At 70.1% G+C, this 21,919-nt stretch carries 21 protein-coding genes and 1 tRNA gene; 8 read left to right on the top strand and 14 right to left on the bottom strand.

Going from position 1 to position 21,919, the window contains the following annotated elements; translation table 11 throughout:
* Window positions 1–127 precede the first annotated feature (127 nt).
* On the bottom strand, window positions 128–931 hold the full coding sequence (locus JT362_RS08135) for a Bax inhibitor-1/YccA family protein (protein ID WP_260190441.1): 804 nt from the start codon (window positions 929–931) through the stop codon (window positions 128–130).
* Between the two features lie 255 nt (window positions 932–1,186).
* Between JT362_RS08135 and JT362_RS08130 the strand changes: the two genes are divergently transcribed.
* The 3 genes from JT362_RS08130 to JT362_RS08120 are packed head-to-tail and all read left to right on the top strand — an operon-like array spanning window position 1,187 to window position 5,262.
* A complete protein-coding gene (locus tag JT362_RS08130) occupies window positions 1,187–2,299 on the top strand; it encodes a polysaccharide deacetylase family protein (RefSeq protein WP_260190440.1) in 1,113 nt (370 codons plus the stop codon).
* 26 nt (window positions 2,300–2,325) lie between these two features.
* Window positions 2,326–4,317 carry an SDR family oxidoreductase gene (locus JT362_RS08125; RefSeq protein WP_260190439.1) on the top strand — a complete coding sequence of 664 codons (1,992 nt, stop codon included), beginning with the start codon at window positions 2,326–2,328 and terminating at the stop codon, window positions 4,315–4,317.
* A 45-nt stretch (window positions 4,318–4,362) separates the two neighbouring features.
* On the top strand, window positions 4,363–5,262 hold the full coding sequence (locus tag JT362_RS08120; RefSeq protein ID WP_260190438.1) for a coiled-coil domain-containing protein: 900 nt from the start codon (window positions 4,363–4,365) through the stop codon (window positions 5,260–5,262).
* Between the two features lie 201 nt (window positions 5,263–5,463).
* On the opposite strand, the gene JT362_RS08115 is transcribed toward JT362_RS08120, so the two are convergent.
* Together JT362_RS08115 and JT362_RS08110 are read right to left on the bottom strand one after the other, a co-directional pair.
* Entirely contained in the window at window positions 5,464–5,880 is a 417-nt protein-coding gene (locus JT362_RS08115; protein WP_260190437.1) for a PPOX class F420-dependent oxidoreductase, read from the bottom strand.
* 33 nt (window positions 5,881–5,913) lie between these two features.
* Window positions 5,914–6,699 carry an alpha/beta fold hydrolase gene (locus JT362_RS08110; protein WP_260190436.1) on the bottom strand — a complete coding sequence of 262 codons (786 nt, stop codon included), beginning with the start codon at window positions 6,697–6,699 and terminating at the stop codon, window positions 5,914–5,916.
* Between the two features lie 80 nt (window positions 6,700–6,779).
* On the opposite strand from JT362_RS08110, the gene JT362_RS08105 reads away from it, so the two are divergent.
* On the top strand, window positions 6,780–7,895 hold the full coding sequence (locus JT362_RS08105) for a hypothetical protein (RefSeq protein ID WP_260190455.1): 1,116 nt from the start codon (window positions 6,780–6,782) through the stop codon (window positions 7,893–7,895).
* Window positions 7,896–8,055: 160 nt separating this feature from the next.
* Here the strand turns inward: JT362_RS08105 and JT362_RS08100 are convergent.
* The 4 genes from JT362_RS08100 to JT362_RS08085 all read right to left on the bottom strand — a co-directional run bounded on the left by JT362_RS08100 (window position 8,056) and on the right by JT362_RS08085 (window position 10,781).
* Window positions 8,056–8,129 (bottom strand) — tRNA-Leu (locus JT362_RS08100).
* A gap of 144 nt (window positions 8,130–8,273) precedes the next feature.
* Window positions 8,274–9,593 (bottom strand): NAD(P)/FAD-dependent oxidoreductase, encoded by a 1,320-nt coding sequence (locus JT362_RS08095; protein WP_260190435.1) that lies wholly within the window; start codon window positions 9,591–9,593, stop codon window positions 8,274–8,276.
* Between the two features lie 100 nt (window positions 9,594–9,693).
* On the bottom strand, window positions 9,694–9,912 hold the full coding sequence (locus tag JT362_RS08090) for an AAA family ATPase (RefSeq protein WP_260190434.1): 219 nt from the start codon (window positions 9,910–9,912) through the stop codon (window positions 9,694–9,696).
* 170 nt (window positions 9,913–10,082) lie between these two features.
* The gene (locus tag JT362_RS08085; RefSeq protein ID WP_260190433.1) at window positions 10,083–10,781 is read right to left on the bottom strand and encodes a uracil-DNA glycosylase; all 699 of its coding nucleotides are present in this window, start codon (window positions 10,779–10,781) and stop codon (window positions 10,083–10,085) included.
* Between the two features lie 26 nt (window positions 10,782–10,807).
* Here JT362_RS08085 and JT362_RS08080 point away from each other — a divergent pair, with 26 nt between their 5' ends.
* Together JT362_RS08080 and JT362_RS08075 are read left to right on the top strand one after the other, a co-directional pair.
* The gene (locus JT362_RS08080; protein ID WP_260190432.1) at window positions 10,808–12,268 is read left to right on the top strand and encodes a S10 family peptidase; all 1,461 of its coding nucleotides are present in this window, start codon (window positions 10,808–10,810) and stop codon (window positions 12,266–12,268) included.
* 257 nt (window positions 12,269–12,525) lie between these two features.
* Window positions 12,526–14,268 (top strand): carboxypeptidase-like regulatory domain-containing protein, encoded by a 1,743-nt coding sequence (locus tag JT362_RS08075; RefSeq protein WP_260190431.1) that lies wholly within the window; start codon window positions 12,526–12,528, stop codon window positions 14,266–14,268.
* A gap of 7 nt (window positions 14,269–14,275) precedes the next feature.
* On the opposite strand, the gene JT362_RS08070 is transcribed toward JT362_RS08075, so the two are convergent.
* Complete coding sequence (locus JT362_RS08070) at window positions 14,276–14,527, bottom strand: hypothetical protein (protein ID WP_260190430.1); 252 nt, start codon at window positions 14,525–14,527, stop codon at window positions 14,276–14,278.
* The gene (locus tag JT362_RS08065) at window positions 14,524–14,940 is read right to left on the bottom strand and encodes a hypothetical protein (RefSeq protein ID WP_260190429.1); all 417 of its coding nucleotides are present in this window, start codon (window positions 14,938–14,940) and stop codon (window positions 14,524–14,526) included. Before JT362_RS08065 ends, JT362_RS08070 begins: the two co-directional genes overlap by 4 nt.
* 101 nt (window positions 14,941–15,041) lie before the next feature.
* On the opposite strand from JT362_RS08065, the gene JT362_RS08060 reads away from it, so the two are divergent.
* Window positions 15,042–15,911, top strand: a complete 870-nt coding sequence (locus JT362_RS08060) for a helix-turn-helix domain-containing protein (RefSeq protein ID WP_260190428.1) — start codon at window positions 15,042–15,044, stop codon at window positions 15,909–15,911.
* A 25-nt stretch (window positions 15,912–15,936) separates the two neighbouring features.
* On the top strand, window positions 15,937–16,098 hold the full coding sequence (locus tag JT362_RS08055) for a DUF397 domain-containing protein (protein WP_260190427.1): 162 nt from the start codon (window positions 15,937–15,939) through the stop codon (window positions 16,096–16,098).
* A 61-nt stretch (window positions 16,099–16,159) separates the two neighbouring features.
* Here JT362_RS08055 and JT362_RS08050 read toward each other — a convergent pair whose 3' ends face one another.
* The 5 genes from JT362_RS08050 to JT362_RS08030 are packed head-to-tail and all read right to left on the bottom strand — an operon-like array spanning window position 16,160 to window position 21,833.
* Window positions 16,160–17,896: a S8 family peptidase gene (locus JT362_RS08050; RefSeq protein ID WP_260190426.1), complete on the bottom strand. Its 1,737-nt coding sequence runs from the start codon at window positions 17,894–17,896 to the stop codon at window positions 16,160–16,162.
* 31 nt (window positions 17,897–17,927) lie between these two features.
* Window positions 17,928–18,932, bottom strand: coding sequence for an ABC transporter ATP-binding protein (locus JT362_RS08045; RefSeq protein ID WP_260190425.1), 1,005 nt, complete (start codon window positions 18,930–18,932; stop codon window positions 17,928–17,930).
* Window positions 18,925–19,962 carry an ABC transporter ATP-binding protein gene (locus JT362_RS08040; protein ID WP_260190424.1) on the bottom strand — a complete coding sequence of 346 codons (1,038 nt, stop codon included), beginning with the start codon at window positions 19,960–19,962 and terminating at the stop codon, window positions 18,925–18,927. Before JT362_RS08040 ends, JT362_RS08045 begins: the two co-directional genes overlap by 8 nt.
* A 1-nt stretch (window position 19,963) precedes the next feature.
* Entirely contained in the window at window positions 19,964–20,914 is a 951-nt protein-coding gene (locus JT362_RS08035) for an ABC transporter permease (protein ID WP_260190423.1), read from the bottom strand.
* Complete coding sequence (locus JT362_RS08030; protein WP_260190421.1) at window positions 20,907–21,833, bottom strand: ABC transporter permease; 927 nt, start codon at window positions 21,831–21,833, stop codon at window positions 20,907–20,909. The genes JT362_RS08035 and JT362_RS08030 overlap by 8 nt, the downstream gene beginning before the upstream one ends.
* Between the last annotated feature and the right edge of the window lie 86 nt (window positions 21,834–21,919).

The following is a 21,919-nucleotide window of genomic DNA, read 5'->3' as shown; positions in this document are numbered from 1 at the left end:
TCACAAGATTTGTGCGGTCTCAAGTGTAGAACCCGCCGTTCCGCCCCTCGCAGGCAGACTCCCTTACGCGCAGCACGAAAGAGGGCGCCCGGCCGATGGCCGGACGCCCTCTGTCACGGGGACGGTCTCACTCGCTCTGGAAGTAGTAGAGCAGGCGAAGGATCTCCAGGTAGAGCCACACCAGCGTGACCATCAGGCCGAACGCCACGTACCAGGCGAACTTGGACGGCGTGCCGGAGCGGATCATCTGGTCCGCCATGTCGAAGTCGAGCAGGAAGTTGAACGCGGCGATGCCGATGAAGACGATGCTGATGATGATCGCCAGCGGGCTGCCGTCGCGGATGCCCATGTTGACGCCGAACATCGCCATGATCAGGTTGATCAGCATCAGGCCGGCCGCGCCGACCGTGGCGCCGATGATCCACTTGGTCAGCTTCGGGGTGACCTTGACCGCACCCGTCTTGTAGACCACGAGCATCGTGATGAACACCAGCGCGGTGCCGAGGATGGCCTGCAGGGCGATGCCCTCGACGAACATCTCGAACACGCCGGTGATCGCGCCGAGGAACACGCCCTCGGCCGCCGAGTACGCCAGCACCAGGCCCGGGCTCGGCGTCTTCTTGAAGATCACGACCAGCGACAGCACGAGCCCGACGATCATCCCGCCGATCATCGGCGGGAACGGGCTGATGGTCTCGCTGAGCACGGCGATCGCCGTGATGATGCCGGTGACGAGCGCGAGGCCGAGGGTCATCGCGGTCTTGGTGACCACGTCGTCGACCGTCATCGGGCGGTCGCCCGTGGTCGGCGGCGCCTGGTAACCGCCGTATCCCGGCATGTTCGCCTGCGGCTGGGTCTGGAAGCCCGCGTAGCCGCCGCCGAACCCGCCCTGCGGCAGGTTCCGGAACGCGGGATTACTGGTTGAACGCACCTGTTCCTCCTGGGCCTGATGGCTCCTGCACCGGATTCAACGACCAACCATGCCCGTCGGTTCCCGGTAGGTAAAAACGACTTTACTCGTCATCGCGTGATCGTCACGCGTGGACCCGCGGCCAACCCTAGACGGTACGAGGGCACTCTCGGGTCGACACACCAAATCGTGATCCGCTTCCCCCGGCGTGTGTCCCCCGATCCGGCTACTAGTCTCGCCTAGCCTTTACCCACGGCGACGGGCAGGAGGGGCACGATGAGCACGGCGACCGGACGTCGCTGGGAACCGATCGCCTTCGGGGTCGCGCTCGTGCTCACCTTCCTGATCCTCGTCGGTCTCGGCACCGTCGGCCCGGTCGACAAGGCCGACGACCCGGCGCCCACGGCGGGCGCCGACCGGCCGGAGTGGATGCGTCCGCTCCGGGACGGGGAGAAGCCGCCGCAGTTCGTGCTGTTCACCTTCGACGGCGCCGGTTCGCACCCGCACTGGGCCCGGATCCTGCCGCTCGCGGAGAAGTCGGACGCGCACGTCACCGGGTTCCTGACCGGCATCTACCTGCTGCCGGAGAGCAGGCGCGAGGAGTACCACGCGCCGGGGCACGGGCCGGGCCGCGCGGCGATCAGCTTCGGCGGGTCGGACGACGAGGTCGCCGTGCGCATCGAGGACCTGAACGCCGCCATCGACGCGGGCCACGAGCTTGGCACGCACTTCAACGGCCACTTCTGCCAGGGCAACGAGCCGAGCGCCGCGTCCTGGACCGCCGCGCAGTGGGAGTCCGAGCTCGACCAGTTCTTCACGTTCGTGGCGGACGCGGCGACGCACGGCCTGCGCCTTGACCGGGAGTCGATCAAGGGCAGCCGGACCCCGTGCCTGGAAGGCCGGTTCGCCGCGTTCGCGCCGGTGCTCGCCGAGCAGGGCCTGACCTACGACTCCAGCCGGACCTCCGACGGGATCGCGTGGCCGAGGCGGGAGAAGGGGCTCTGGGAGTTCCGGGTGCCGATCGTGCGGGTGCCGGCCCTGGACCTGCGCAAGGTCGTCATGCAGGACTACGACCTCTGGTACGCGCTCAACGGCGCCGAGGAGGACCCGTCCCGGGACGAGGAGTTCACCTCGGTCACGCTGGACACCTACCGCGCGGCGTACCAGGCGGCGAAGAACACCAACCGGGCACCGCTGACCGTCGGCACCCACTTCAACGACTGGTCCGGCGGCGCCTTCAGCCGAGCCACCGAGCGGTTCATGGCCGACGTCTGCGTTCGCGACGACACCGTCTGCACCACCTACTCACGAGTCGTCGAGTGGATGGAGCTCCAGGACCCGGCGGTGCTCGACCGGTTCCGCGACATGCCGCCGGCGCAGGTCGGCTGAGCGTCTTCCGTGGGATGCTGGGCGCCATGCCCACCTACCTGGTAACCGGCGCCACCGGTCTCATCGGCCGGCACTTCGTCGCCGAGCTGCTCGCCCGCCAGGACACCGAGCGGGTGTGGCTGCTGGTCCGGGAACGCTCGCAGGACAAGCTGGCCGAGGCCGCCCGCGACTGGCCGAACGCCGAGAAGACCCGGACGGTCCTCGGTGACGTCCGGGAGCCCGACCTCGGGGTGAGCGACGAGCAGCGCGCCGAGCTGGCCGGCGTCGACCACCTGGTGCACCTCGCCGCGCTCTACGACATCGCCGCCGACGACGACGCCAGCATCGCCGCGAACGTCGACGGCACGCGGCACGTCCTGCGGCTCGCCGCCGACCTCGGCGTGGGCTGCCTGCACCACGTGTCGTCGGTCGCGGTCGCCGGCGACCACCGGGGCCGGTTCACCGAGGAGATGTTCGACACCGGCCAGCGCCTGGTCACCGCCTACCACCGCACCAAGTTCGAGTCCGAGCGGCTGGTGCGCACCCAGACCGACGTGCCGTGGCGGGTGTACCGGCCGGCGATCGTCGTGGGTCACTCGCGGACCGGCGAGATGGACAAGATCGACGGCCCGTACTACTTCTTCGCCGCGCTCAGCCGGCTCGCGGCGGTGCCGAGCGTGCCGCTGGTGTTCCCCGACATCGGCGACACCAACGTGGTCCCGGTCGACTACGTGGCCGCCGCGATGGCGCACCTGGTCAACCGGCCCGGGCTGGACGGGCGCGCGTTCCACCTGGTCAACCCGTCGCCGCAGTCCGCGCGCGAGGTCTACAACGCCTTCGCCCGCGCCGCCGGGGCGCCGGTCGCGGCCGGCGAGCTGGACCGCAGGCTGTCCGCCCCGCTGGTCGGCCTGGTCAAGCTGGCCGAGCACGTGCCGGGCGTGACGATCGCCCGCGACGCCGTGCTGGACCGGCTCGGCATCCCGCCGATCCTGCTGTCCACGCTGACCTTCCAGCCCCGGTTCGACTCGACCGAGACCCGGCTCGCGCTCGCCGGAACGGGCATCGACGTGCCGCCGCTGGCCGAGTACGCCGGCGTGCTGTGGCGGTACTGGCGCGAGCACCTCGACCCGTTCCGCGCGCGCCGGCACGGGCAGCGCGGCGCGCTCGACGGCCGGCGGGTGGTGATCACCGGGGCGTCGTCCGGCATCGGCCGGGCCACCGCGCTCAAGGTCGCCGCGGCCGGTGGGGTGCCGCTGCTGGTCGCGCGCCGGGAGGCGGAGCTGGAGGAGGTGCGCGCGGAGATCGTGGCGGCCGGCGGGCAGGCGTTCGTGTACCCGTGCGACCTGACCGACGACGAGTCGGTGGCCAAGACCGTGGAGCGGATGCTGGTCGAGCAGCCGGGCGTGGACATGCTGGTCAACAACGCGGGCCGGTCGATCCGGCGGTCGGTGCAGCTGTCCTACGACCGGATGCACGACTACGAGCGCGCGATGGCGATCAACTACTTCGGCGCGGTGCGGCTGATCCTGGGGCTGATGCCGCACATGATCGAGCGGCGGTTCGGGCACGTGGTGAACGTGTCCTCGATCGGGGTGCAGGGCATCGCGCCGCGGTTCTCGGCGTACGTGGCGTCGAAGGCGGCGCTGGACTACTTCAGCCGGATCGTGGCGACCGAGACCCACGGCGCGGGGATCACGTTCACCACGGTCCACATGCCACTGGTGCGGACCCCGATGATCCGCCCGACGAAGATCTACGACGCGTTCCCGACGAAGTCGCCGGAGCAGGCGGCGGACATGGTGCTGGACGCGCTGCTGCGGCGGCCCAAGCACATCGGCACGCCGACCGGGCAGATGATCTCGGCCGCGTACACGGTGGCGCCCGGCCTGGTCGACGCGATCGCCTACCAGGGCTACCGGATCTTCCCGGACTCGACGGCCGCCGGCGGGTCCGGCCGGATGAAGATCGGCAAGGGCGACCGGCACCTCGGCGCGGCGGCCACCGCGCTGGCCCGGCTCACCCGAGGGTTCCACTGGTAGCGCGCGATCAGTTGCGGCCCGTGGCGGTTTGAGTACGGTCGATCTATGGGCGCCGACGACGAACGTGACCCAGCCGATGTCAACTTCGCCGTGGCTCGCCACGGCTATGACCGGAACGCCGTGCGCGAGCACATGGCCGAGCTGGCCAGACAGCTGGAGCGAGCGCGGGCCGAGCGCGTGGAGGCACAGGCGCAGGCCGCGGAGCTGCAGGGCGAGCTGGAGATCGCGCGCCGGGAGATCACGGCGCTGACCGAGCGCCTGGACACGCTCGGGTCGCCAGAAGGTGCCGACGGGGCACGCATGCTCGAGGTGGCGAAGGCCCAGGCCGCGGAGATAACGGCCAGGGCGAAGGCAGCCGCCGAGGACACCTGGACGCAGGCCGAGCAGGCGTCGACGTCGCTGCGGGATCGTTACCGCGACCTGATGACCGAACTGGACGACCGGCACCGGGAGCTGCGCGCGGCGCACCAGTCACTTCTGCGCTCCGCCCAAGTGCAGAGCGAGCAGCTGACGACGATCGCCGAACGCCGCCGCCGCGAACTCGACGCCGAGGCCGAGGCCGACCGCGTCCGCATCGACCGCGAGTTCTCCGACTCGATGACCGAGAAGCGCAAGGCCCTCACCCAGGAGCTCGACTCCCTGCGCGCGGCCTGCGACAAGGAGATCGCCGACAAGCTCAAGGCCGCCGACGAGGAGGCCAAACGCCGCGTCGAGTCCGTCACCGACCAGGTCAACCGCCTCAACGAGGTCCGCACCGACCTCACCACCCGCCTACGCGAGACCCAGGACCTCCTCGAACGCAGCGCCGGCCTCCTGGTACCGGCCGACCAGGAAAAGGACATCGACCAGGACGCCCACCCCAAGCCCTCCCCCGACGGCAACGCCCCCACCAAACGCGCCGTACCCCCGCAACGGGCCAAACGCCACCACCCCGCCAAACGCTGACCCGCGAGTCGTACCCTCCCGTCCCGCGAGTCGTACCCCTCCCGTCCCGCGAGTCGTACCCTCCCGTCCCGCGAGTCGTACCCTCCCGTCCCGCGAGTCGTACCTTCCCGGAACGTACGACTCACCCACCCGGAACGTACGACTCGCGAACCGCGCGAGTCGTACGTACCCGTCGCGCGAGTTCCATGTTCGCGGGTGGGGTCAGGCCATGCCGTAGACGCGGGTCACCGGGAGGCGGATGACGAGGCGGCGGTCGGTGACCATGGCTCGGCGGTAGTCGTCCCAGTCGGGGTGGTCGCCTGCGATGGCGCGGTAGACCTCGATCAGCTCCTCGACCGTGGGGTCGGCGGGGTCGGCGGCCACCGGGGTGAGGTCGGCGTCGCCTTCGGCCACCGCGTAGGAGCGGAAGTCGGGGGCGGTGACGTAGAAGCTGGCGCGGGGGTCGCGGCGGAGGTTCGCGGTCTTGGCGCGGCCGTCGGTGACCGAGATCCGAATGAGTCCACGGTCCGGGTCGAAGGTGTAGCCGACGTTGGACAGCTGGGGGCGGCCGTCGCGCTTGAGGGTCGTCAGTACACCGTTGCGGGCACCGGCCAGCAGGGCCAGGAGGCGATCTTCCATGCCCCGATTCTGCAACCTCGATCAATGTCGAGGTCAAGCACACGTCGACAGGATCACCGACGCCACCCGCTCTGGCTCGTCGATCATCGGTACGTGTCCGCAGCGGTGCAGCCACACGTGCCGCGCCCTCGGCAGCAGCTCCGCCGCGCGCCGCGCCTGTCGGGGCCACAGAATCCGGTCCCTGGTCCCCCACGCCACGGTCACCGGCACGGTCGGCGCCGGACTCGCGTACACGTAGTCCCGCCCGGCTGCCGCCACCAGGTCGAACGCCGGCGAGCCGACCATCGACACCAGGTCCGCCAGCATGACCTCCGCCGTCATCCGTGACGGGCGCCCGTACAGCAACCCACCGGCCAGCATCCGGAAGTACCGCCACCGCAGCATCAGCGATCCGCCGGGCAGCCGCCCGGTCCGGCGGATCATCCCCAGCACCCACAGCGCCCACGCCCGGTCCCTCGGCGACCAGAAACCCGCCGGGGCGAGCGCGGTCGCCGACGAGACCAGGCCGAGCGAGGCGAGTTCCAGGCCGATCACCCCGCCGAGCGAGTTGCCGGCCACGTGCGGCCGGTCCAGCCCCAGGTCCTCGAAGATGTCGGCACACGCGCGCACCGCGGACGGCATGTCGTACCCGCGACCCTCCGGCAGCAGCGGGGACCGCCCGAACCCCGGCAGGTCAACCGCGATCACGTCGTGCTCGGCGGCCAGCCGGTCGAGCACGGGCTCCCAGGCCTGCCAGCGGTGCCCGATCCCGTGCAGCAGCACCAGCGGGTCGCCCCGCCCCCGCCGTTCGAACGCGATCTCGATGGGCTGCCGGGCCATGCGCACCGCCTCTCTCCGAAAGGCGAACATGTTACCGCGATTTACAGGTATTCGTCACCCGGAAGAATGACGGCGTGCGCATGCTGATGAGCGAGGACGTGCGGGTCCACTACAGCCAGATCTACGTCACGAGCGGGCACGGCGACGTGCCCGACCTGCGGGAGGCGCTCGGCGGGCAGCGCAACGGGCTGTGCGGTGCCGCCCGGCCGGGCGCGCTGTACCTGGTCACCGGCCTGCACACCGGGACGGTGGGGTTCGCGGCCGAGTTGCACGAGCAGGCCCCGCCGGTGGACGAGAGCTGGGAGGACGTCGTCGAGGTCTCCTTCCGGCCCATCGCCCCGCCCGCGCTCGTCGGCTGGGGCGGCGAGGGCCGCTGGCCGCTGGACCTCGCCGCGACCGACTACCGGGTGCGCTACAGCGGGACCGGGATGGACCAGGCCCGCGCCCAGGACACCCGGCTGCAGGGGGAACCCGAGGTCGACCGGTACCTCCTCCAGTTCTGGCCCGCGCCGCCCGCACCCGACGAGGTGCTCCGGCAGACCAGCGCGACGGCCGCCTACTGGCACGGCGTCGCCCGGAAGCATCCCCCGCCGCCCACGCCGGAGGACCGCGCGTTGGCCGAGGACCGCGACCGGCGCGACCGGGCACGAGCCGCCGCCGACCGCCGGCTGCGCCGGGAGGAACGCGAGTGGGGCGGCCGGCTGCCCGGCGAACGCCTCCGGCGACTGCGCGGCTCGGCGCTGACCGTGGCCCGGCTGGACCGCGCGTACGTCGAGGCGCTCGCCGAGGCCGACCCGGCGACCCAGCGGGACATCGCGCGGTGGGTGACGCGTCGTGCGTACGACGAGGCCGGGCTGACCGGCGTCGACTGGATCGACGCCGCGCTCGCCGCGATGGACCGGGGCGAGCCGCTGCCCGCGCCGTTCGGTGGCGACGACCAGCAGGCCTGGCAACTCCTGTTCGCCGACGAGCGGGTGCCGAGCACGCTGGTGACCTCGCCGGACGGGCGCCTGGACAACTGCTCGCAGCAGGCAATGGCTTTCCCCGCGGTGTTCTCCGCCCGCGAGGCCGATCCGCTGCGGGCCGCCGTCGACGCCATCCACAACGCGGCCGTCGCGTTCGGGTACGGGCGGCACCCGGTGCTGTTCGCGGAGCTGCGCCGGGCCTTCCCGGCCGTGGCCGGCGGTGCCGACTGAGGGACACGTGCGCACCATGTGCAGGGTTTGCGCTGGTCAGCGCACTATCCTCAATCGCGCGAAATGGTTGTCGAATGCGTGGCGAAATCGTGGCCACGCTACGTGTCAAATCAAGTGCGAACAGTCGCGGGGGGACGTCATGAGAAATTGCGGATCGCGGTGCCCCCGACCGGATTCGAACCGGCACTCCACCCCTTTTAAGGGGGCCGCCTCTGCCAGTTGGGCTACGGGGGCAGCCGCAGCCTAGGTCTTAAGCCCTGGCTACGGACGGGTTTTCGCGAACTTGGGTCCGCTGGCCCAACCCGGGGTAGGCCATTAGCCCTACCCCGGCCGGGCCCGGTAAGGCTACCGGAGCCACCCGCCACCCGAAACGGGGAATTAGCTCCCGGACACCCGGTCGAACTCGGCCCGCGGATTGTTGATCTGGCCCAACGAGATGACCTCGCGCCGTAACAGTCCACTCAGTAACCAGTCGGCTACTACGCGGAATTTCCGGTTGAACGTGGGCACCCTGGCGACGTGGTAGCCCCGGTGCATGGCCCACGCCACGAAGCCCTTGGCCTTGATGTTGTAGACGTCCGCGACTCCCTTGTGGAGTCCCAGGCTCGCCACCGACCCGACGTTCTTGTGGAAGTACGGCGTTGGCTCGTGTCCGCGCAGCACGGCGATCACGTTCTTGGCCAGCAGGTTCGCCTGCCGCACCGCGTGCTGCGCGTTCGGCGCGCACAGCGCGTTCGGGTCCTCGCCGGTCCGCGACAGGTCCGGCACGGCGGCGTTGTCGCCCGCGGTCCACACGTCCTCGACGCCGGTCACCCGCAGCGTCGGTTCCGCCTTCAACCGGCCGCGCTCGTCGAGCGGGAGGTCCGAGGTGGCCAATACCGGGTTGGCCTTCACCCCGGCGGTCCACACGATCGTGTCACTGTCGAACTCGGTGCCGTCGGACAGGACGACGTGCCCGCCCTCGAACGACCTGGCCAGAGTGGACAGGTAGACCTCGATGCCGCGCCGCTCCAGCTGCAGGACGGTGTAGACGCCGAGCCGCTCGCGTACCTCGGGCAGGATGCGGCCGGCGGCCTCGACCAGCACCCAGCGCAGGTCGGAGGGCGCGATGTTGTCGTAGTAGCGGGTGGCGAAGCGGGCCATGTCCTCCAGTTCGGCCAGCGCCTCGATACCGGCGAACCCGCCGCCGACGAAGGTGAAGGTGAGGTACTTGCGGCGCAGGTCCGGGTCGTTGGTGCTGTTCGCCGCGTCCAACCTGGACATCACGTGGTTGCGCAGGAAGATGGCCTCGCCGACGGTCTTGAACGCGATGCCCTGGTCGGCGAGCCCCGGGATGGGCATCAGCCGGGCGACCGAACCGAGCGCGACCACCAGGACGTCGTACTCCACCTGTTCGTGGTGCCCGTCCGGGGCCTCGATGGTGACCCTGCGTGCCGCGTGCTCGATGTTGGTGACCCGCGCGGTGACCACGTGGCAGCGCTTGAGCGTCTTGCGCAGGGGGACGACCACGTGCCGCGGCTCGATCGCACCGCCCGCGGCTTCCGGCAGGAACGGCTGGTAGGTCATGTGCGGCTGCGGGTCGATGACGGTGACGGACGCCTCGGCCCCGCGCAGCTTCCGCTGCAGCCCGAGTGCCGTGTACAGGCCGACGTAGCCGCCGCCGAGGATCACGATCCGCTTGGTCTTTCCTCTCCCCATGCCTCCATGGTTCCACTCCCGCTGGTCGGGCGCCCGTCGCCGGGGTGTGAGAGTGGTCGCTGCCCGCACGCTGCGTGACCATGGCCTCGAGTAGCGCTGCCTACGTCTTGGGTGGCGTGCGGTTGACCTCGCCGGCGAGCAGAAGCCCGGTACCGGGCCGAGGGTTCACTTCACGCTGATGTCGACCCGCCAGCACAACAGCCGAACGGAGACACTCACCTCCCTGCCCCACGGCACGCACGGCACGCAGCACGACGAGCAGTACCACGACCGTGGCGAGAACCAGGATGAGCAGAACGAGTGCGGACACGATGGTCACGGCAGTGATTCCTTCATGCCTGCCCGGAGTTACCGAATCGGCCCCCTCGCGCGGCAGGCTGTGCGCCATTCCAGGCTACGGTGACCCGACCACGAGCTCAACCCGGCAGTACGCGGTCGCGGCACGCGCGAGCCGCCCGTCCGCAGTCATCTTGACAGCAGAATCAAGGCTCACAGTCCCGCGGCCTCCTTGGCCCGGCCGAGGACGTCCTCGACCATCGCCGGGGTCAGTCTGCCGGTGAAGGTGTTCTGCTGGCTGACGTGGAAGCAGCCGAACAGGCGCAGCGGCGCCGGGCCCGTCAGCTCCACCTCGACGCCATGGCCGAACTTCGGGCGCGGCCTCGGCACCTCCCAGCCCGCCGCCGACAGCACCGGCAGCAGCGCCTGCCAGCCGAACGCCCCGAGCACCACCACCGCCCGCAGCGTCGGCGTCAGCAGCTCCAGCTCCCGCGCCAGCCACGGTCGGCAGTTGTCCCGTTCCTCCGGCGTCGGCTTGTTCGCCGGGGGCGCGCACTTCACCGGCGCGGTGATCCGCACCCCGGACAGCTCCAGGCCGTCACCGATGTGTGTCGACGTCGGCTGGGAGGCCAGGCCGACGGCGTGCAGCGCGGCGTAGAGCACGTCACCCGACCGGTCGCCGGTGAACATGCGGCCGGTGCGGTTCGCGCCGTGGGCCGCCGGCGCGAGGCCGACGATCGCCAGCGCCGCGTCCGGCGGGCCGAAGCCGGGCACCGGACGACCCCAGTACGTCCAGTCGGCGAAGGACGCCCGTTTGACCCGCGCGACCTCCTCGCGCCAGGCCACCAGGCGGGGGCAACGGCGGCAGGAGGCCACCTCTCGATCCAACGAAGCCAGGTCCGACACGGCCATCCATTCAACACGTAGGGTTCAGGATCATGGACGAGCCCACCACCGAGGAGAAGCCGGCCGAGCCGACCGACGACCTCGTCGCCACGGCCCACAGCATCACGGTCAAGCGCCGCAAGCTGAACTACACCGCCACCACCGGCCGGATCGTGCTGCGCAAGGAGGTGCTCACCGACGGCCGCTTCGACGGGTACCTGCCCAAGGCCGAGGTCTTCCTCACCGCGTACACACTGGACGGTGTCGACCCGGCCACGCGCCCGGTCACGTTCGCCTTCAACGGCGGGCCTGGGTCGTCCAGCGTGTGGCTGCACCTCGGGCTGCTCGGGCCGCGCCGGGTCGTCTCCGGTGACGTCGGCGCGCTCGAACCGCCGCCGTACGGGCTGGCCGACAACGCGGAAACCCTCTTGCGGCACAGCGATCTCGTGTTCATCGACCCGGTCGCCACCGGGTACTCGCGCGCGGCGAAGGGCGAGAAGCCGGGCGAGTTCCTCGGGTTCCAGGGCGACATCGAGTCGGTCGGCGAGGTGATCCGGCTGTGGACGTCGCGCAACGGGCGCTGGCTGTCGCCGAAGTTCGTCGCCGGGGAGTCGTACGGGACGACGCGTGCCGGCGCGCTGGCGCACCACCTGCAGACCCGGTACGGCATGTACCTCAACGGACTCATGCTGATCTCCGCGGTGCTCGACTTCGGCACGATCTTCTTCTCCGCCGGCAACGACCTGCCGTACGCGCTGTTCCTGCCGACCTACGCGGCGATCGCGCACTACCACGGCCTGCACGGCGACCGGCCGCTGCGCGACGTGCTGACCGAGGCCGAGGAGTTCGCCGCGCGCGACTACCCGTGGGCGCTCGCCCGCGGCAACCGGCTGTCCACAGCCGAGCGTGCGGACGCGGTCGCGAAGATCGCCGCGCTGACCGGGCTGTCCGAGGACTACGTGGACCGGGTCGACCTGCGCATCGAGCACGTGCGCTTCTTCACCGAGCTGCTGCGCGACCGCCGCCAGACCGTCGGCCGCCTCGACTCGCGGTTCACCGGCTGGGCCCCGGACTACGCCCACGAACACTTCGACGACGATCCGTCGGCGTCGGCGCTGATGGGTGCGTACACGGCGGCGTTCAACCACTACCTGCGGGCCGAGCTGGACTACCCGAACGACCTGCCGTACGAGGTGCTGAACATGACCACGAACGAGTCGTGGTCGTTCAAGGAGTTCGAGAACGCGCACGTCAACGTCACCGACAAGCTGGCCGCCGCGATGCGGGCCAACCCGCACCTGAAGGTGCACGTCGCGTACGGCTACCTCGACGGCGCGACCCCGTACTACGCCGCCGAGCACGTACTCGCCCACCTCCGCATCCCGGACGAGTTGCGGGCGAACGTCTCCGAGGCCTACTACGAGGCAGGCCACATGATGTACGCGCACGAGCCGTCCCGGATCCAGCAGTCCAAGGACCTCGCCGACTTCGTGGCGGAGGCGTCCAACCGCTGACAACGCGACCGCCATCGGTCTCGCCACCCTGGCCGCCGGCCCCGCGCGACAGCGGAGCCGGCGGTTTCTTTCGAGGTGACCGCGGAGTTCGACCAACCCCTCCAGCACGATCCGGTCACGGCGGTGATCTCCACTGGTCGGGCGGGTTAGTGTCCTCGCACCACATCGAACGGCGGTCGGTACCCGTGCCGCCATCGTGGTGCGGGGGCCGCCTGGCCGGGTACGTCCGCCCCGGACTCACTGGGGTGAGTGCACGCATGATCCTGCGTTCCTTCCTGCCGAGATTGGGCCTGGTCGCCGCGGCGGCCGTGCTCGGAGTCGGCGCCGCGATCGGTTCGGCGGCCGCCGAACCGACCGAGCACGCCGTGCCGTCCGAACCGGCCGTGCCCACCGGGTCGGTCCCGGTGGGGACACCGAGCGAGACACCGGAGGCGACGCCGAGCGGGACCGTGCCGAGTGAGACGCCGGCGGGCGACGACGTCGCGCCGAGGCGGATCGCGGAGCTCGAGGTGCTGGTCGAGTTCGACAAGGCGAGTTACCGGACCGGGGAGACGATGTCGATCCGGTTCGAGGTGGCGAACCTCCTGGATGAGCCGGCCCGGGACATCACGGTCAGCTACGACTTCATGCCGGCGGACGCGATCGAGGTCGACCTCGAGTCCTGGGGGCAACTCGACGACGGCGTGGACATCCCGGCCGGCGGTTCGCACGTGGTCACCCTGACCGGGCGCGTCGGCAATCCGGACGTGACCAGCGGCGTGCTCGCCGGGTACCTCTACGACACGACCGGGAACAGTGTCCGCCAGTTCCGGCACACGGTCCCGGTCACGCCGACGTTCGGGCACGCCTCGGGCATCGTCTACGCCGACGGGAACGACAACGGCCGGTTCGACGCCGGTGAGGGGCTGCCGGGGGCGGTGGTGACCGCGAACAACCAGGTCGACTGGGACGGCGGCGACACCTACGAGGCGACCACCGGTGCCGACGGCTCGTTCACGTTCCCGCGGCTGCCGACCGTGCGCATGATGCTGTCGACGGTGGCGCCGGGTGACTGGCTGGTGGGTAACCAGTTCGTGACTATCGACTTGTCGGACTCCAACGACGGCCTTCGGCTGCGGGGCGCCCGGCCGTTGACCGATCTCGCGGCCTCGCTCGCGTTCACCGAGGACGTCTACCGGGTGGGCGAGCACGCCGAGGTCCAGGTCAAGCTGGTCAACGACGGTGCCAACGACCTGACCGGCATCGTCGCCCAGTGCAACGGGAGCGGGCACTCCGCCGGCCTGCAGGGCACCGGCACGGGTTGGGGCGCGCTGGCCGGGGGCGGGGTGACCGTGCCGGCCGGTTCGACCGTTGACCTCACCGTTACGGACGTCGTGCCCAGGGCGGCGTTCGAGTACGGGCGGGTCACCGTCGGCTGTAGCTTCACCTACCGCAACGTGTGGGACGAGCGGAGCCCGAACGCGTTCGACGACGCGCGGGTGCCCGGCGGGTTCGGTCGCCTCGAAGGCGTCGTCACGCATTACCCGGGCGGATACGGCGAGCCGGGTGTCGGGGTGCCGGACGCGCGGGTGGTCCTGGTGACCGACGCGGCGTGCCCGACGGTGACCGAGGCCCGTACCGACGACGAGGGCCGGTACGCCTTCCGCCGGCTCCCGACCGGGAACCACGACCTGTACGTGCTGCCGCCGGACGGCTGGCAGGTCGTCGGCGAGTACCCGTACGGGGTGTCCGTGCTGGCGAACAGCACGGCTTCGGTGTCCCCGGAGGTCACACCCGGTGACGCGGCACCGCCGGAACTGCCGGCCCCACCGGCCGACTGTGCCGACGAGCCCGGGCAGCCCGGCCAGAACGACCAGCCGGACGCGCAGGGCCGCCCGGCGCCGGTGGACCGCGACCTCGCGCACACCGGCGTGAACGTGGTGGGCCTGATGATGGCCGGCCTCGGCGCGGTCGGCGCCGGCTTCGGCGGACTCGTCGCCGGCCGCCGGCGGCGGGCCTGAACGCTGGTCAGCGGTAGGGCCAGGCGATGAACGCCTCGTCGCCGCGGGTGACGCGCTGGTAGTCGGTGCGGGCGCGGGTGAAGAGGTCGAGCAGGACGTCGAGCATCTCGGTGGGGCGGTGGATCTGTAGGCGAGTCGACGTCAGGCCGGGGCTGTGGCGCGGGCCGAGATCGAGGTGGACGAGGTCGGACTCCTCATCCACCTCGTAGGTCAGAGGGGTCTCGGCGCGGATCACGGTCCACGTGTCGGCGGTGGTCATCGTGGGGTGGCCAGGCAGGCGTCGCGGTAGCCAGCTCGGGCGCGGTGGAGGAGGTCCAGGACCCGGTCCAGGACGACGTCGGCGTCGCGGAGTTGGATCATGACTATCGGGCCGCCCGTGGGGGGTGGTTCGAACGTGACGGCGATGGTGCCGGGGACCACCTCGTAGCTCATGGTCACGATGTCGGTGATCGACGTCCATGCTTCGACGTCGACGCGGGCGGCGCGCGTCAGGGTGTCGTCGGCGACCTGGCGCAGTAGGGTGGCGACCGCGCCGGCGTACTCGTCGGGCTCGCGGTCGCACTGGTCGGCGACTTCGCGCAGTTGCTCGACCTGCTGCCGTACGGGCAGTTCCGCGGACAACGTCCGCAACCAGACAGCTATGTCCGGCTGATCGGCCGGTGACCAGGGCATGGCACCCCTCCTCGTCTTGTACTTCTACTTACGACGAGCAGGTTAGCCATCTCCAAGGTAGAATCTCCACCATAGACACCCGATCGAAGGATCATCAGCCCATGACTACCGTTCGTACGGCGAAGAAGCTGCTGCTCGGCCGGGAGATCGCGAACATGATGAAGGCGACCGACACGACCCAGGTCGAGGTCGCGAAGTTCATGGAGACCAGCCCGTCCCGAGTCAACGGCCTGCTCGCTGGCCAGAACAGCATCTCCGTCGGCGACGTGGAACGCCTGGCAAGGCACCTGGGCTTCACCGAGGAGAAGTACCTGGAAACGCTGCGGGAGATGCGGCGCGACAACCACAAACGCGGCTACTGGAACACCGGCTACCGCCGCGCCTACAGCGAGGAGATGCGCCTCCGCGTCGACGTGGAGAAACACGCGGACCGCATCCGGGAATTCGAGGTCGAGATCATGCCGGGCCTCCTGCAGTGCGAGTCCTACGTCCGCGCGCTGTACGCCGACCTGCCTGACCAGAACGGCCTGACGCTGGAGGACCAGGTACAGGCGCGGGTGACGAGGCAGGACATCTACGAGAAGGACGGCCCGCCACGGGTGCACTTCGTGCTCTCGGAATCGTGCCTACGCCGGGTGTGGGGCGACAAGGCGGTGATGCGTGAACAGTTCGCCTACCTCCTTCGACTCAGCCAGCGAGAGCACGTCATGGTGCAGGTGCTGCCGTTTGACGCACCAGTCGGCCGCCGTACCCCGATCGGCAACCGGTTCACCCTCCTGCGTATCCCGTCGCCCGGTGCCGCCGGACCGCTCGAACTCGCCTACACCGAGGGCGAGGGCGAGTTCCGGTACCTGGATGACAAGAAGGCGGTGGACGCCTACGACAACGCCTGGACCCGGCTGACCACCGCCGCTCTGAGCTTCGAAGAGTCGAGGAAGTTCCTGCGTAAGGTGGGACGCGAGTTCGCGTGACCGTCCCCACCGCGAGGAGCTACCCATGACTCGGGCTGACTTCCGAAAGTCCAGCTACAGCAACCCGAACCAGAACTGCGTGGAGGTCGCTCGCGGCCTGGACCTGCTGCGTGACAGCAAGGCGCCCGAGCGCACCCTGCCCGCGCCCGGCCTGCCCGCCCTCGTCCGCTGGGTCAAGGCCCGCTGAACGCGATGAAGGCTCCCTTCACCGCGTTGAGTGCAGCGAAGGGAGCCTTCATCGCATTGGGCTACCTCAGGTACTGGCGGCCCTGGGTGACGGCGGCCCAGGCGTCGACGGCGCCGTTGCCGTAGAAGCCGTTGTACTCCAGGTCGCCTTCACACGTCGCGGTGTAGGTGGCGTCGCGGCCCTCGTCGAGGTAGTCGATCGTCCTCGGGGAGGGGCAGGGGATCTCGAAGGCGGTGCCCTCGAGGACGCTGCGCACCTTCGCCGGCTTCATCGACACCGAGCCGCGCTTGTACTTGCCGTACTCGCTGACGATCAGCGCGGCCACGCCCGACGCGTGCGGGGAGGCCATCGAGGTGCCCTGCAGGAACTGGTAGTACCCGCACTCACCGGCCGCCGAGCAGTCCTTCTGGACGCCGAGGGCCTCGCCGTGGGGCGTGACGTTGCCGTCCTCGTCGATGGCGCCCTCGGCCAGCGCGACGTTCTTCGGGTACGTCGACAGGATCAGGTTCTCGTTCGTGCGGTACCACGGCGTGCCGAAGTAGTCGCGGAAGTAACCGCCCGGCGCGGACACCGAGATCAGCTCGGTGCCGTAGCTCGAGTAGTCCGCCTTCACCTGCGACGGGCCGAACGCCGACACGGTGATCGCATTCGGGCCGTCCACCGGCATCGACTTGCACGTGGCGTTGTCGATCTCACGCGGGTGGCTGATGCCGCCCGGGAAGTTCGGGCTGCCGGTGTCGTCCTGCGGCTTGCCGGTGTCCTCGTGGCCGTTGCCGAGCGACACGATCTGCGTGACGCCCTTGCGGTGGGCGTAGTTCATCGCGCGGGTCATCGCGGTGATCACGGTGCGCTGCTGCGCGGTCTGCTCTGGGGTGTCGGCCGGGTTGTCGAGGCAGTTGTACCGCCACGGGTCGACGTAGAACGACATGTTCACCACGTCGAGGCCCGCGTCACCCGAGTAGGTGATCGCGTCGACCACGGGCTGCAGGAAGAAGTAGCCCGAGTCCTGGCCGCCGCGGATGTTCACGATCGACACGTTCGGGGCGACACCGGAGACGCCCATGCCGTTGGCCGCCGCGGCGATCGTGCCGGCGACGTGCGTGCCGTGGCCGCCGTCGTCCCAGTTCGCCGGGTCGACACAGCCGCGGAACTCACACGGGCCGTCCACGACCTGGCCCAGCTCGTCGGTCGGGATGTCGCGGGTGAAGTTGCGGGACAGCGCGGCGTCGAAGTTCGGCGCGATGTCCGGGTGGCTGCCGTCAACGCCGGTGTCCAGCACGCCGACCTTGACCTTCTTGTTCCCGGCCTGCTCGGTGCGGGCCAGATCCGAGCGGACCGAGGTCAGGCCCCAGAGCTGGGAGTCCAGGGGGTCCATGCCGGCGGTGGAGCGCTCCGGCTCGCGGGCGGGCGCCTTGCGCGCACCCTGCGCGTTCTCCTTCTCCACCACCGAGTCGTCCGCGCGCTGCTTGCGGGCCTTCGGCGACTTGCCGACCAGGGCCTTGCGCGCGGTGTAGAGCACCTCGTCGTCGTCGGCGAGCCGGGCGGTGAACCCGCTCTCCGGCGCGGTCGCGGTGATCAGGCCGACGGCCGCGTTGCTGCGGACCACCTTGCCGCCCGCGGCCCGCACCGCGCGCTCGGCCTGCTTGACCGACACGCCGTCGGCCGCCAGCACGTTGTACTCCACCGTCTTGCCGGACAGCGCCGGCTGGGCGGCCGGCTCCGCCGCTGCTGGTGCTACGGCGATGACTCCCGCGAACAGCGGGACGGCCAGTAACGCCGCCAGGGACTTTCGCTTCACCCGTTCTCCTCCTCGCTCGCACCCCTGGTTGTCAGGGGACGACTGATCTCTCCTCGGCGAAGTGACACGCACTGGGATGCCCCCCGACACGCGTGATCAGCTCCGGCTCCTCCTCGGCACACACGTCCTGCGCCTTCCAGCACCGCGTGCGGAACCGGCACCCGGACGGCGGGTCGACCGGGCTCGGCACGTCACCCTCCAGGCGGATGACCTGGCGCTGCCCGCGCACGGTGGGATCGGCCACCGGTACCGCCGAGAGCAGGGCCTGGGTGTACGGGTGGGTCGGGTGCGAGTAGATCTCGTCCTCGGTGCCGATCTCCACGATCTTGCCGAGGTACATCACCGCGACCCGGTCGGACAGGTGGCGCACCACCGACAGGTCGTGCGCGATGAACACATAGGACAGTCCGAACTCCGACTGCAGGTCTCCCAACAGGTTCATCACCTGCGCCTGGATCGACACGTCCAACGCGGACACCGGCTCGTCGCAGATGATCACCGAGGGTCGCAGCGCGAGCGCGCGGGCGATGCCGATGCGCTGGCGCTGCCCGCCGGAGAACTGGTGCGGGTACCGGTTGAGGTGCTCGGGGTTGAGCCCGACCACCTCCAGCAGCTCCTGCACCTTCCGCGCGCGCTGCCCCTTCGGCGCGACCTCGGGATGGATCTCGTACGGCTCGCCGACGATGTCGCCGACGGTCATCCTCGGGTTCAGCGAGGTGTACGGGTCCTGCAGCACGATCTGGATCTGGCGACGCAGCCGGCGCAGCTCCGCGCCGCGCATGGCGAACATGTCCTTGCCCTCGAACGTCGCCGTGCCGCTGGTCGGCGGCTCCAGCCGCATCAGCACCTGGGCCAGCGTCGACTTCCCGCAGCCGGACTCGCCGACCACGCCGAGCGTCTCGCCGCGCCGCAGGTCGAACGACACGCCGTCGACCGCGCGGACGTGGCCGACGGTGTGCTTGAACAGCACGCCCACCCGCACCGGGAAGTACTTGACCAGGTCCCGTACCTCGAGGATCGCCTCGGAATCAGACACGGCCGACCAGCTCCTCCGCGAAGTGACACTTGCTCGTCCGGCCGAGACCGAGGCGGTGGTCGCCGGGCACGTCGGTGACGCACTTGTCGACGGCCATCGGGCACCTCGGGTGGAACGGACAGCCGGACGGGATCGCGAGCAGGCTCGGCGGCAGGCCCTTGATCGTCCGAAGCTCGGTGCCCTTCTGGTCCAACCGAGGCATCGACTCCATCAGCCCGACGGTGTACGGGTGGCCGGGCTTGCGGTACAGCGACACCGCGTCGGAGTGCTCCACGATCCGGCCCGCGTACATCACCGCGATCCGGTCCGCCACCTCGGCGACCACCGCGAGGTCGTGGGTGATGAGGATCAGCCCCATCTTCCGCTCGACCTGGATCTCCTTGAGCAGGTCCATGATCTGGGCCTGCACGGTGACGTCGAGCGCGGTGGTCGGCTCGTCGGCGATCAGCACCTCGGGGTCCAGCGCCAGCGACATCGCGATCATCGCGCGCTGCCGCATGCCGCCGGAGAACTCGTGCGGGTACTGCCGCACCCGGCGCGCCGCGTTGGGGATGCGCACCTGGTCCAGCAGGGCGATCGCGCGCTTGCGAGCCTCCTTGCGGGACAGCCCGAGCCGCACCCGCAGCTGCTCCTCGATCTGGAAGCCGACGGTGAACACCGGGTTCAACGCGGACAACGCGTCCTGGAAGATCATCGCGATGCCCTCGGCGCGGACGTCGGAGCGCCGCTGGTCGGACACCGCCAGCAGGTCCTCGCCGTGGTAGCGGATCGCACCGCCGGTCACCACGGCCGGCGGGACGTCGAGGATCCCCATGATCGCCTGCGCCGTGACGCTCTTGCCGGAGCCGGACTCGCCGAGCACGGCCAGGGTCTCCCCCGCCTCCACGTGGTAGCTGACCCCGTTGAGCACCTTCGCCACGCCGTCGCGGGTGTGGAACTCGACGTACAGGTCGTCCACCTCGAGCAGGGGCGCGTCCGGCACGACACCGGTGTCGCCGCTCGTCTGGGGATCGGTTGCTACGTCGGACATGTCACCTCAGCTTCGGGTCCAGTGCCTCGCGCACGGCGTCACCGAGCATGACGAACGCGAGCACCGTCACGGTCAGGAAACCTGCGGGGAACAGCAGCATGTGCGGGGCCACCCGGACGTAGTTGCGCGAGTCCGAGATCATCACGCCCCAGGACACCGCCGGGTCACGCAGGCCGATGCCGAGGAAGGACAGGGTGGCCTCGGCACCGATGAACGCGCCGAGCGCGATCGTCGCGTACACCAGCACCGGCGCGAGCGTGTTGGGCAGCAGGTGCCGGAACACGATCCGGCTCGACTTCGCGCCGAGCGCCCTGGCCGCCTTCACGTAGTCCTGCTGCTTGGCCGCGATGGCCGCCGACCGCATGATCCGCATGGCCACCGGCCAGGACAGCACCGAGATCGACAGCACCACCACGCCGACGATCGGTAGTGCGCCGTCGACGCCGGCGTTGCGGAACATGGTCAGGATGACGATGGCGCCGAGCACGAACGGCAGGCCGAAGAAGACCTCGCCGACCCGGGACAGCAGACCGTCCAGCCAACCGCCGTAGAAGCCGGCGAGCAGGCCGATGATGCTGCCGAGCAGCACGGTCACGACCGCGGCCCCGAGACCGACAAGCAGCGACCAGCGGGTGCCGTAGATGGCCCGGGCGAACACGTCCCGGCCCTGCAGGTCGTAGCCGAAGATCGCGTCGCCCGACGGCGCCTCGCGGGACCGGCTGAGGTCCTTGAGGTTCGGGTCGGCCGAGGTGAACAGGCCGGGGAACAGGGCGACGATCACCAACAGCACGATCACCGCGCCGGCGATGATGAACAGCGGGCGACGGCGCAGGTCGCGCCACGCGTCCGACCAGAGACTGCGCGGCTTGCCCGACTTGCCCTGGGCGTGTTCCGCCGCGGTGACGTAGGTCGAGGCGTCCGTGCCGGTCGCCGCGGACGACGGGTCAGTCATAGCGGATCCTGGGGTCGAGAACGGCGTAGAGCAGGTCGATGATCAGGTTCATCACGAGGAACACGATCACCAGCACCACTACCACACCGGTGACGATGTAGTTCTCCTTGCCGAGGATCGCGTCGTAGACCAGGCCGCCGACGCCGTCGATGCTGAAGATGCCCTCGGTGACGATCGCACCGCCCATCAGGCTGCCGACGTCGGTGCCGATGAAGGTGAGCACCGGGATCGCGGAGTTGCGCAGCAGGTGCACGCCCACGATGCGCCGCTTCGGTTGGCCCTTGGCCAGCGCGGTGCGCATGTAGTCGGCCCGGCGGTTCTCCGCGATCGAGGTTCTGGTGAGGCGGGAGACGTAGGCCATGGAGATGCTGCCGAGCACGAAGCCGGGCAGGATCAGCTCGCCCCACTCGGCGTCCGAGGACACCGTGGGCGTCATGATCTCCAGCTGGAAGCCGAGCACGATCTGGATCACGAACCCGGTGACGAACGTCGGGATGGCGATCAGGAAGAGCGTGGACACCAGCACCAGGTTGTCCAGGAAGCCCCGGCCACGCAGGCCGGTCAGGATGCCGGCGGTGATGCCGATGACCGCCTCGATGGCCACGGCGACCACGGCCAGCCGCAGCGAAACCGGGTAGCTCAGCGAGATGAGCTCGCCGACCTCGAGCCCGGAGTACGTCTCCCCGAAGTCGCCGGTCAGCAGCGACCCCATGTACTTGAGGTACTGGACGATGACCGGGTCGTTCAGGTTGTACTTGTCGGTCATCGAGGCGATGAACGAGTCCGGGCACGGTCTCTCACCGCACATCCCGGCGAACGGGTTTCCGGGGATCGCCCACACCAGCACGTAGATCAGGAACGTGGTGCCGATGAACACCGGAATCAACTGCAGCAGGCGCCGCAGGACGTAGCGGCCCATGGACTTCGCGCACCCCCGGGTGTCACGGGTGTCGGGGGGGCCCCCCCGCACCGCCGGCCCCGCCCCCCCCGGCGGGGTGGTGGTTT

Origin of the sequence: Actinophytocola gossypii (assembly GCF_025165815.1) — a bacterium.
In the GTDB taxonomy this organism is placed as follows: domain Bacteria; phylum Actinomycetota; class Actinomycetes; order Mycobacteriales; family Pseudonocardiaceae; genus Actinophytocola; species Actinophytocola gossypii.
Note: the sequence above shows the minus strand (reverse complement) of the source record. Positions and strands in the feature narration are given on the sequence as shown.

Excerpts from the sequence above, each read along its gene's own strand:
- JT362_RS08130 (WP_260190440.1), top strand. The coding sequence starts at position 1,187 with ATGAGCACGGCGACCGGACGTCGCTGGGAACCGATCGCCTTCGGGGTC.
- JT362_RS08125 (WP_260190439.1), top strand. The coding sequence starts at position 2,326 with ATGCCCACCTACCTGGTAACCGGCGCCACCGGTCTCATCGGCCGGCAC.
- JT362_RS08120 (WP_260190438.1), top strand. The coding sequence starts at position 4,363 with ATGGGCGCCGACGACGAACGTGACCCAGCCGATGTCAACTTCGCCGTG.
- JT362_RS08115 (WP_260190437.1), bottom strand. The coding sequence starts at position 5,880 with ATGGAAGATCGCCTCCTGGCCCTGCTGGCCGGTGCCCGCAACGGTGTA.
- JT362_RS08110 (WP_260190436.1), bottom strand. The coding sequence starts at position 6,699 with ATGGCCCGGCAGCCCATCGAGATCGCGTTCGAACGGCGGGGGCGGGGC.
- JT362_RS08105 (WP_260190455.1), top strand. The coding sequence starts at position 6,780 with ATGCTGATGAGCGAGGACGTGCGGGTCCACTACAGCCAGATCTACGTC.
- JT362_RS08095 (WP_260190435.1), bottom strand. The coding sequence starts at position 9,593 with ATGGGGAGAGGAAAGACCAAGCGGATCGTGATCCTCGGCGGCGGCTAC.
- JT362_RS08085 (WP_260190433.1), bottom strand. The coding sequence starts at position 10,781 with ATGGCCGTGTCGGACCTGGCTTCGTTGGATCGAGAGGTGGCCTCCTGC.
- JT362_RS08080 (WP_260190432.1), top strand. The coding sequence starts at position 10,808 with ATGGACGAGCCCACCACCGAGGAGAAGCCGGCCGAGCCGACCGACGAC.
- JT362_RS08075 (WP_260190431.1), top strand. The coding sequence starts at position 12,526 with ATGATCCTGCGTTCCTTCCTGCCGAGATTGGGCCTGGTCGCCGCGGCG.
- JT362_RS08070 (WP_260190430.1), bottom strand. The coding sequence starts at position 14,527 with ATGACCACCGCCGACACGTGGACCGTGATCCGCGCCGAGACCCCTCTG.
- JT362_RS08065 (WP_260190429.1), bottom strand. The coding sequence starts at position 14,940 with ATGCCCTGGTCACCGGCCGATCAGCCGGACATAGCTGTCTGGTTGCGG.
- JT362_RS08060 (WP_260190428.1), top strand. The coding sequence starts at position 15,042 with ATGACTACCGTTCGTACGGCGAAGAAGCTGCTGCTCGGCCGGGAGATC.
- JT362_RS08055 (WP_260190427.1), top strand. The coding sequence starts at position 15,937 with ATGACTCGGGCTGACTTCCGAAAGTCCAGCTACAGCAACCCGAACCAG.
- JT362_RS08040 (WP_260190424.1), bottom strand. The coding sequence starts at position 19,962 with ATGTCCGACGTAGCAACCGATCCCCAGACGAGCGGCGACACCGGTGTC.
- JT362_RS08035 (WP_260190423.1), bottom strand. The coding sequence starts at position 20,914 with ATGACTGACCCGTCGTCCGCGGCGACCGGCACGGACGCCTCGACCTAC.
- JT362_RS08030 (WP_260190421.1), bottom strand. The coding sequence starts at position 21,833 with ATGGGCCGCTACGTCCTGCGGCGCCTGCTGCAGTTGATTCCGGTGTTC.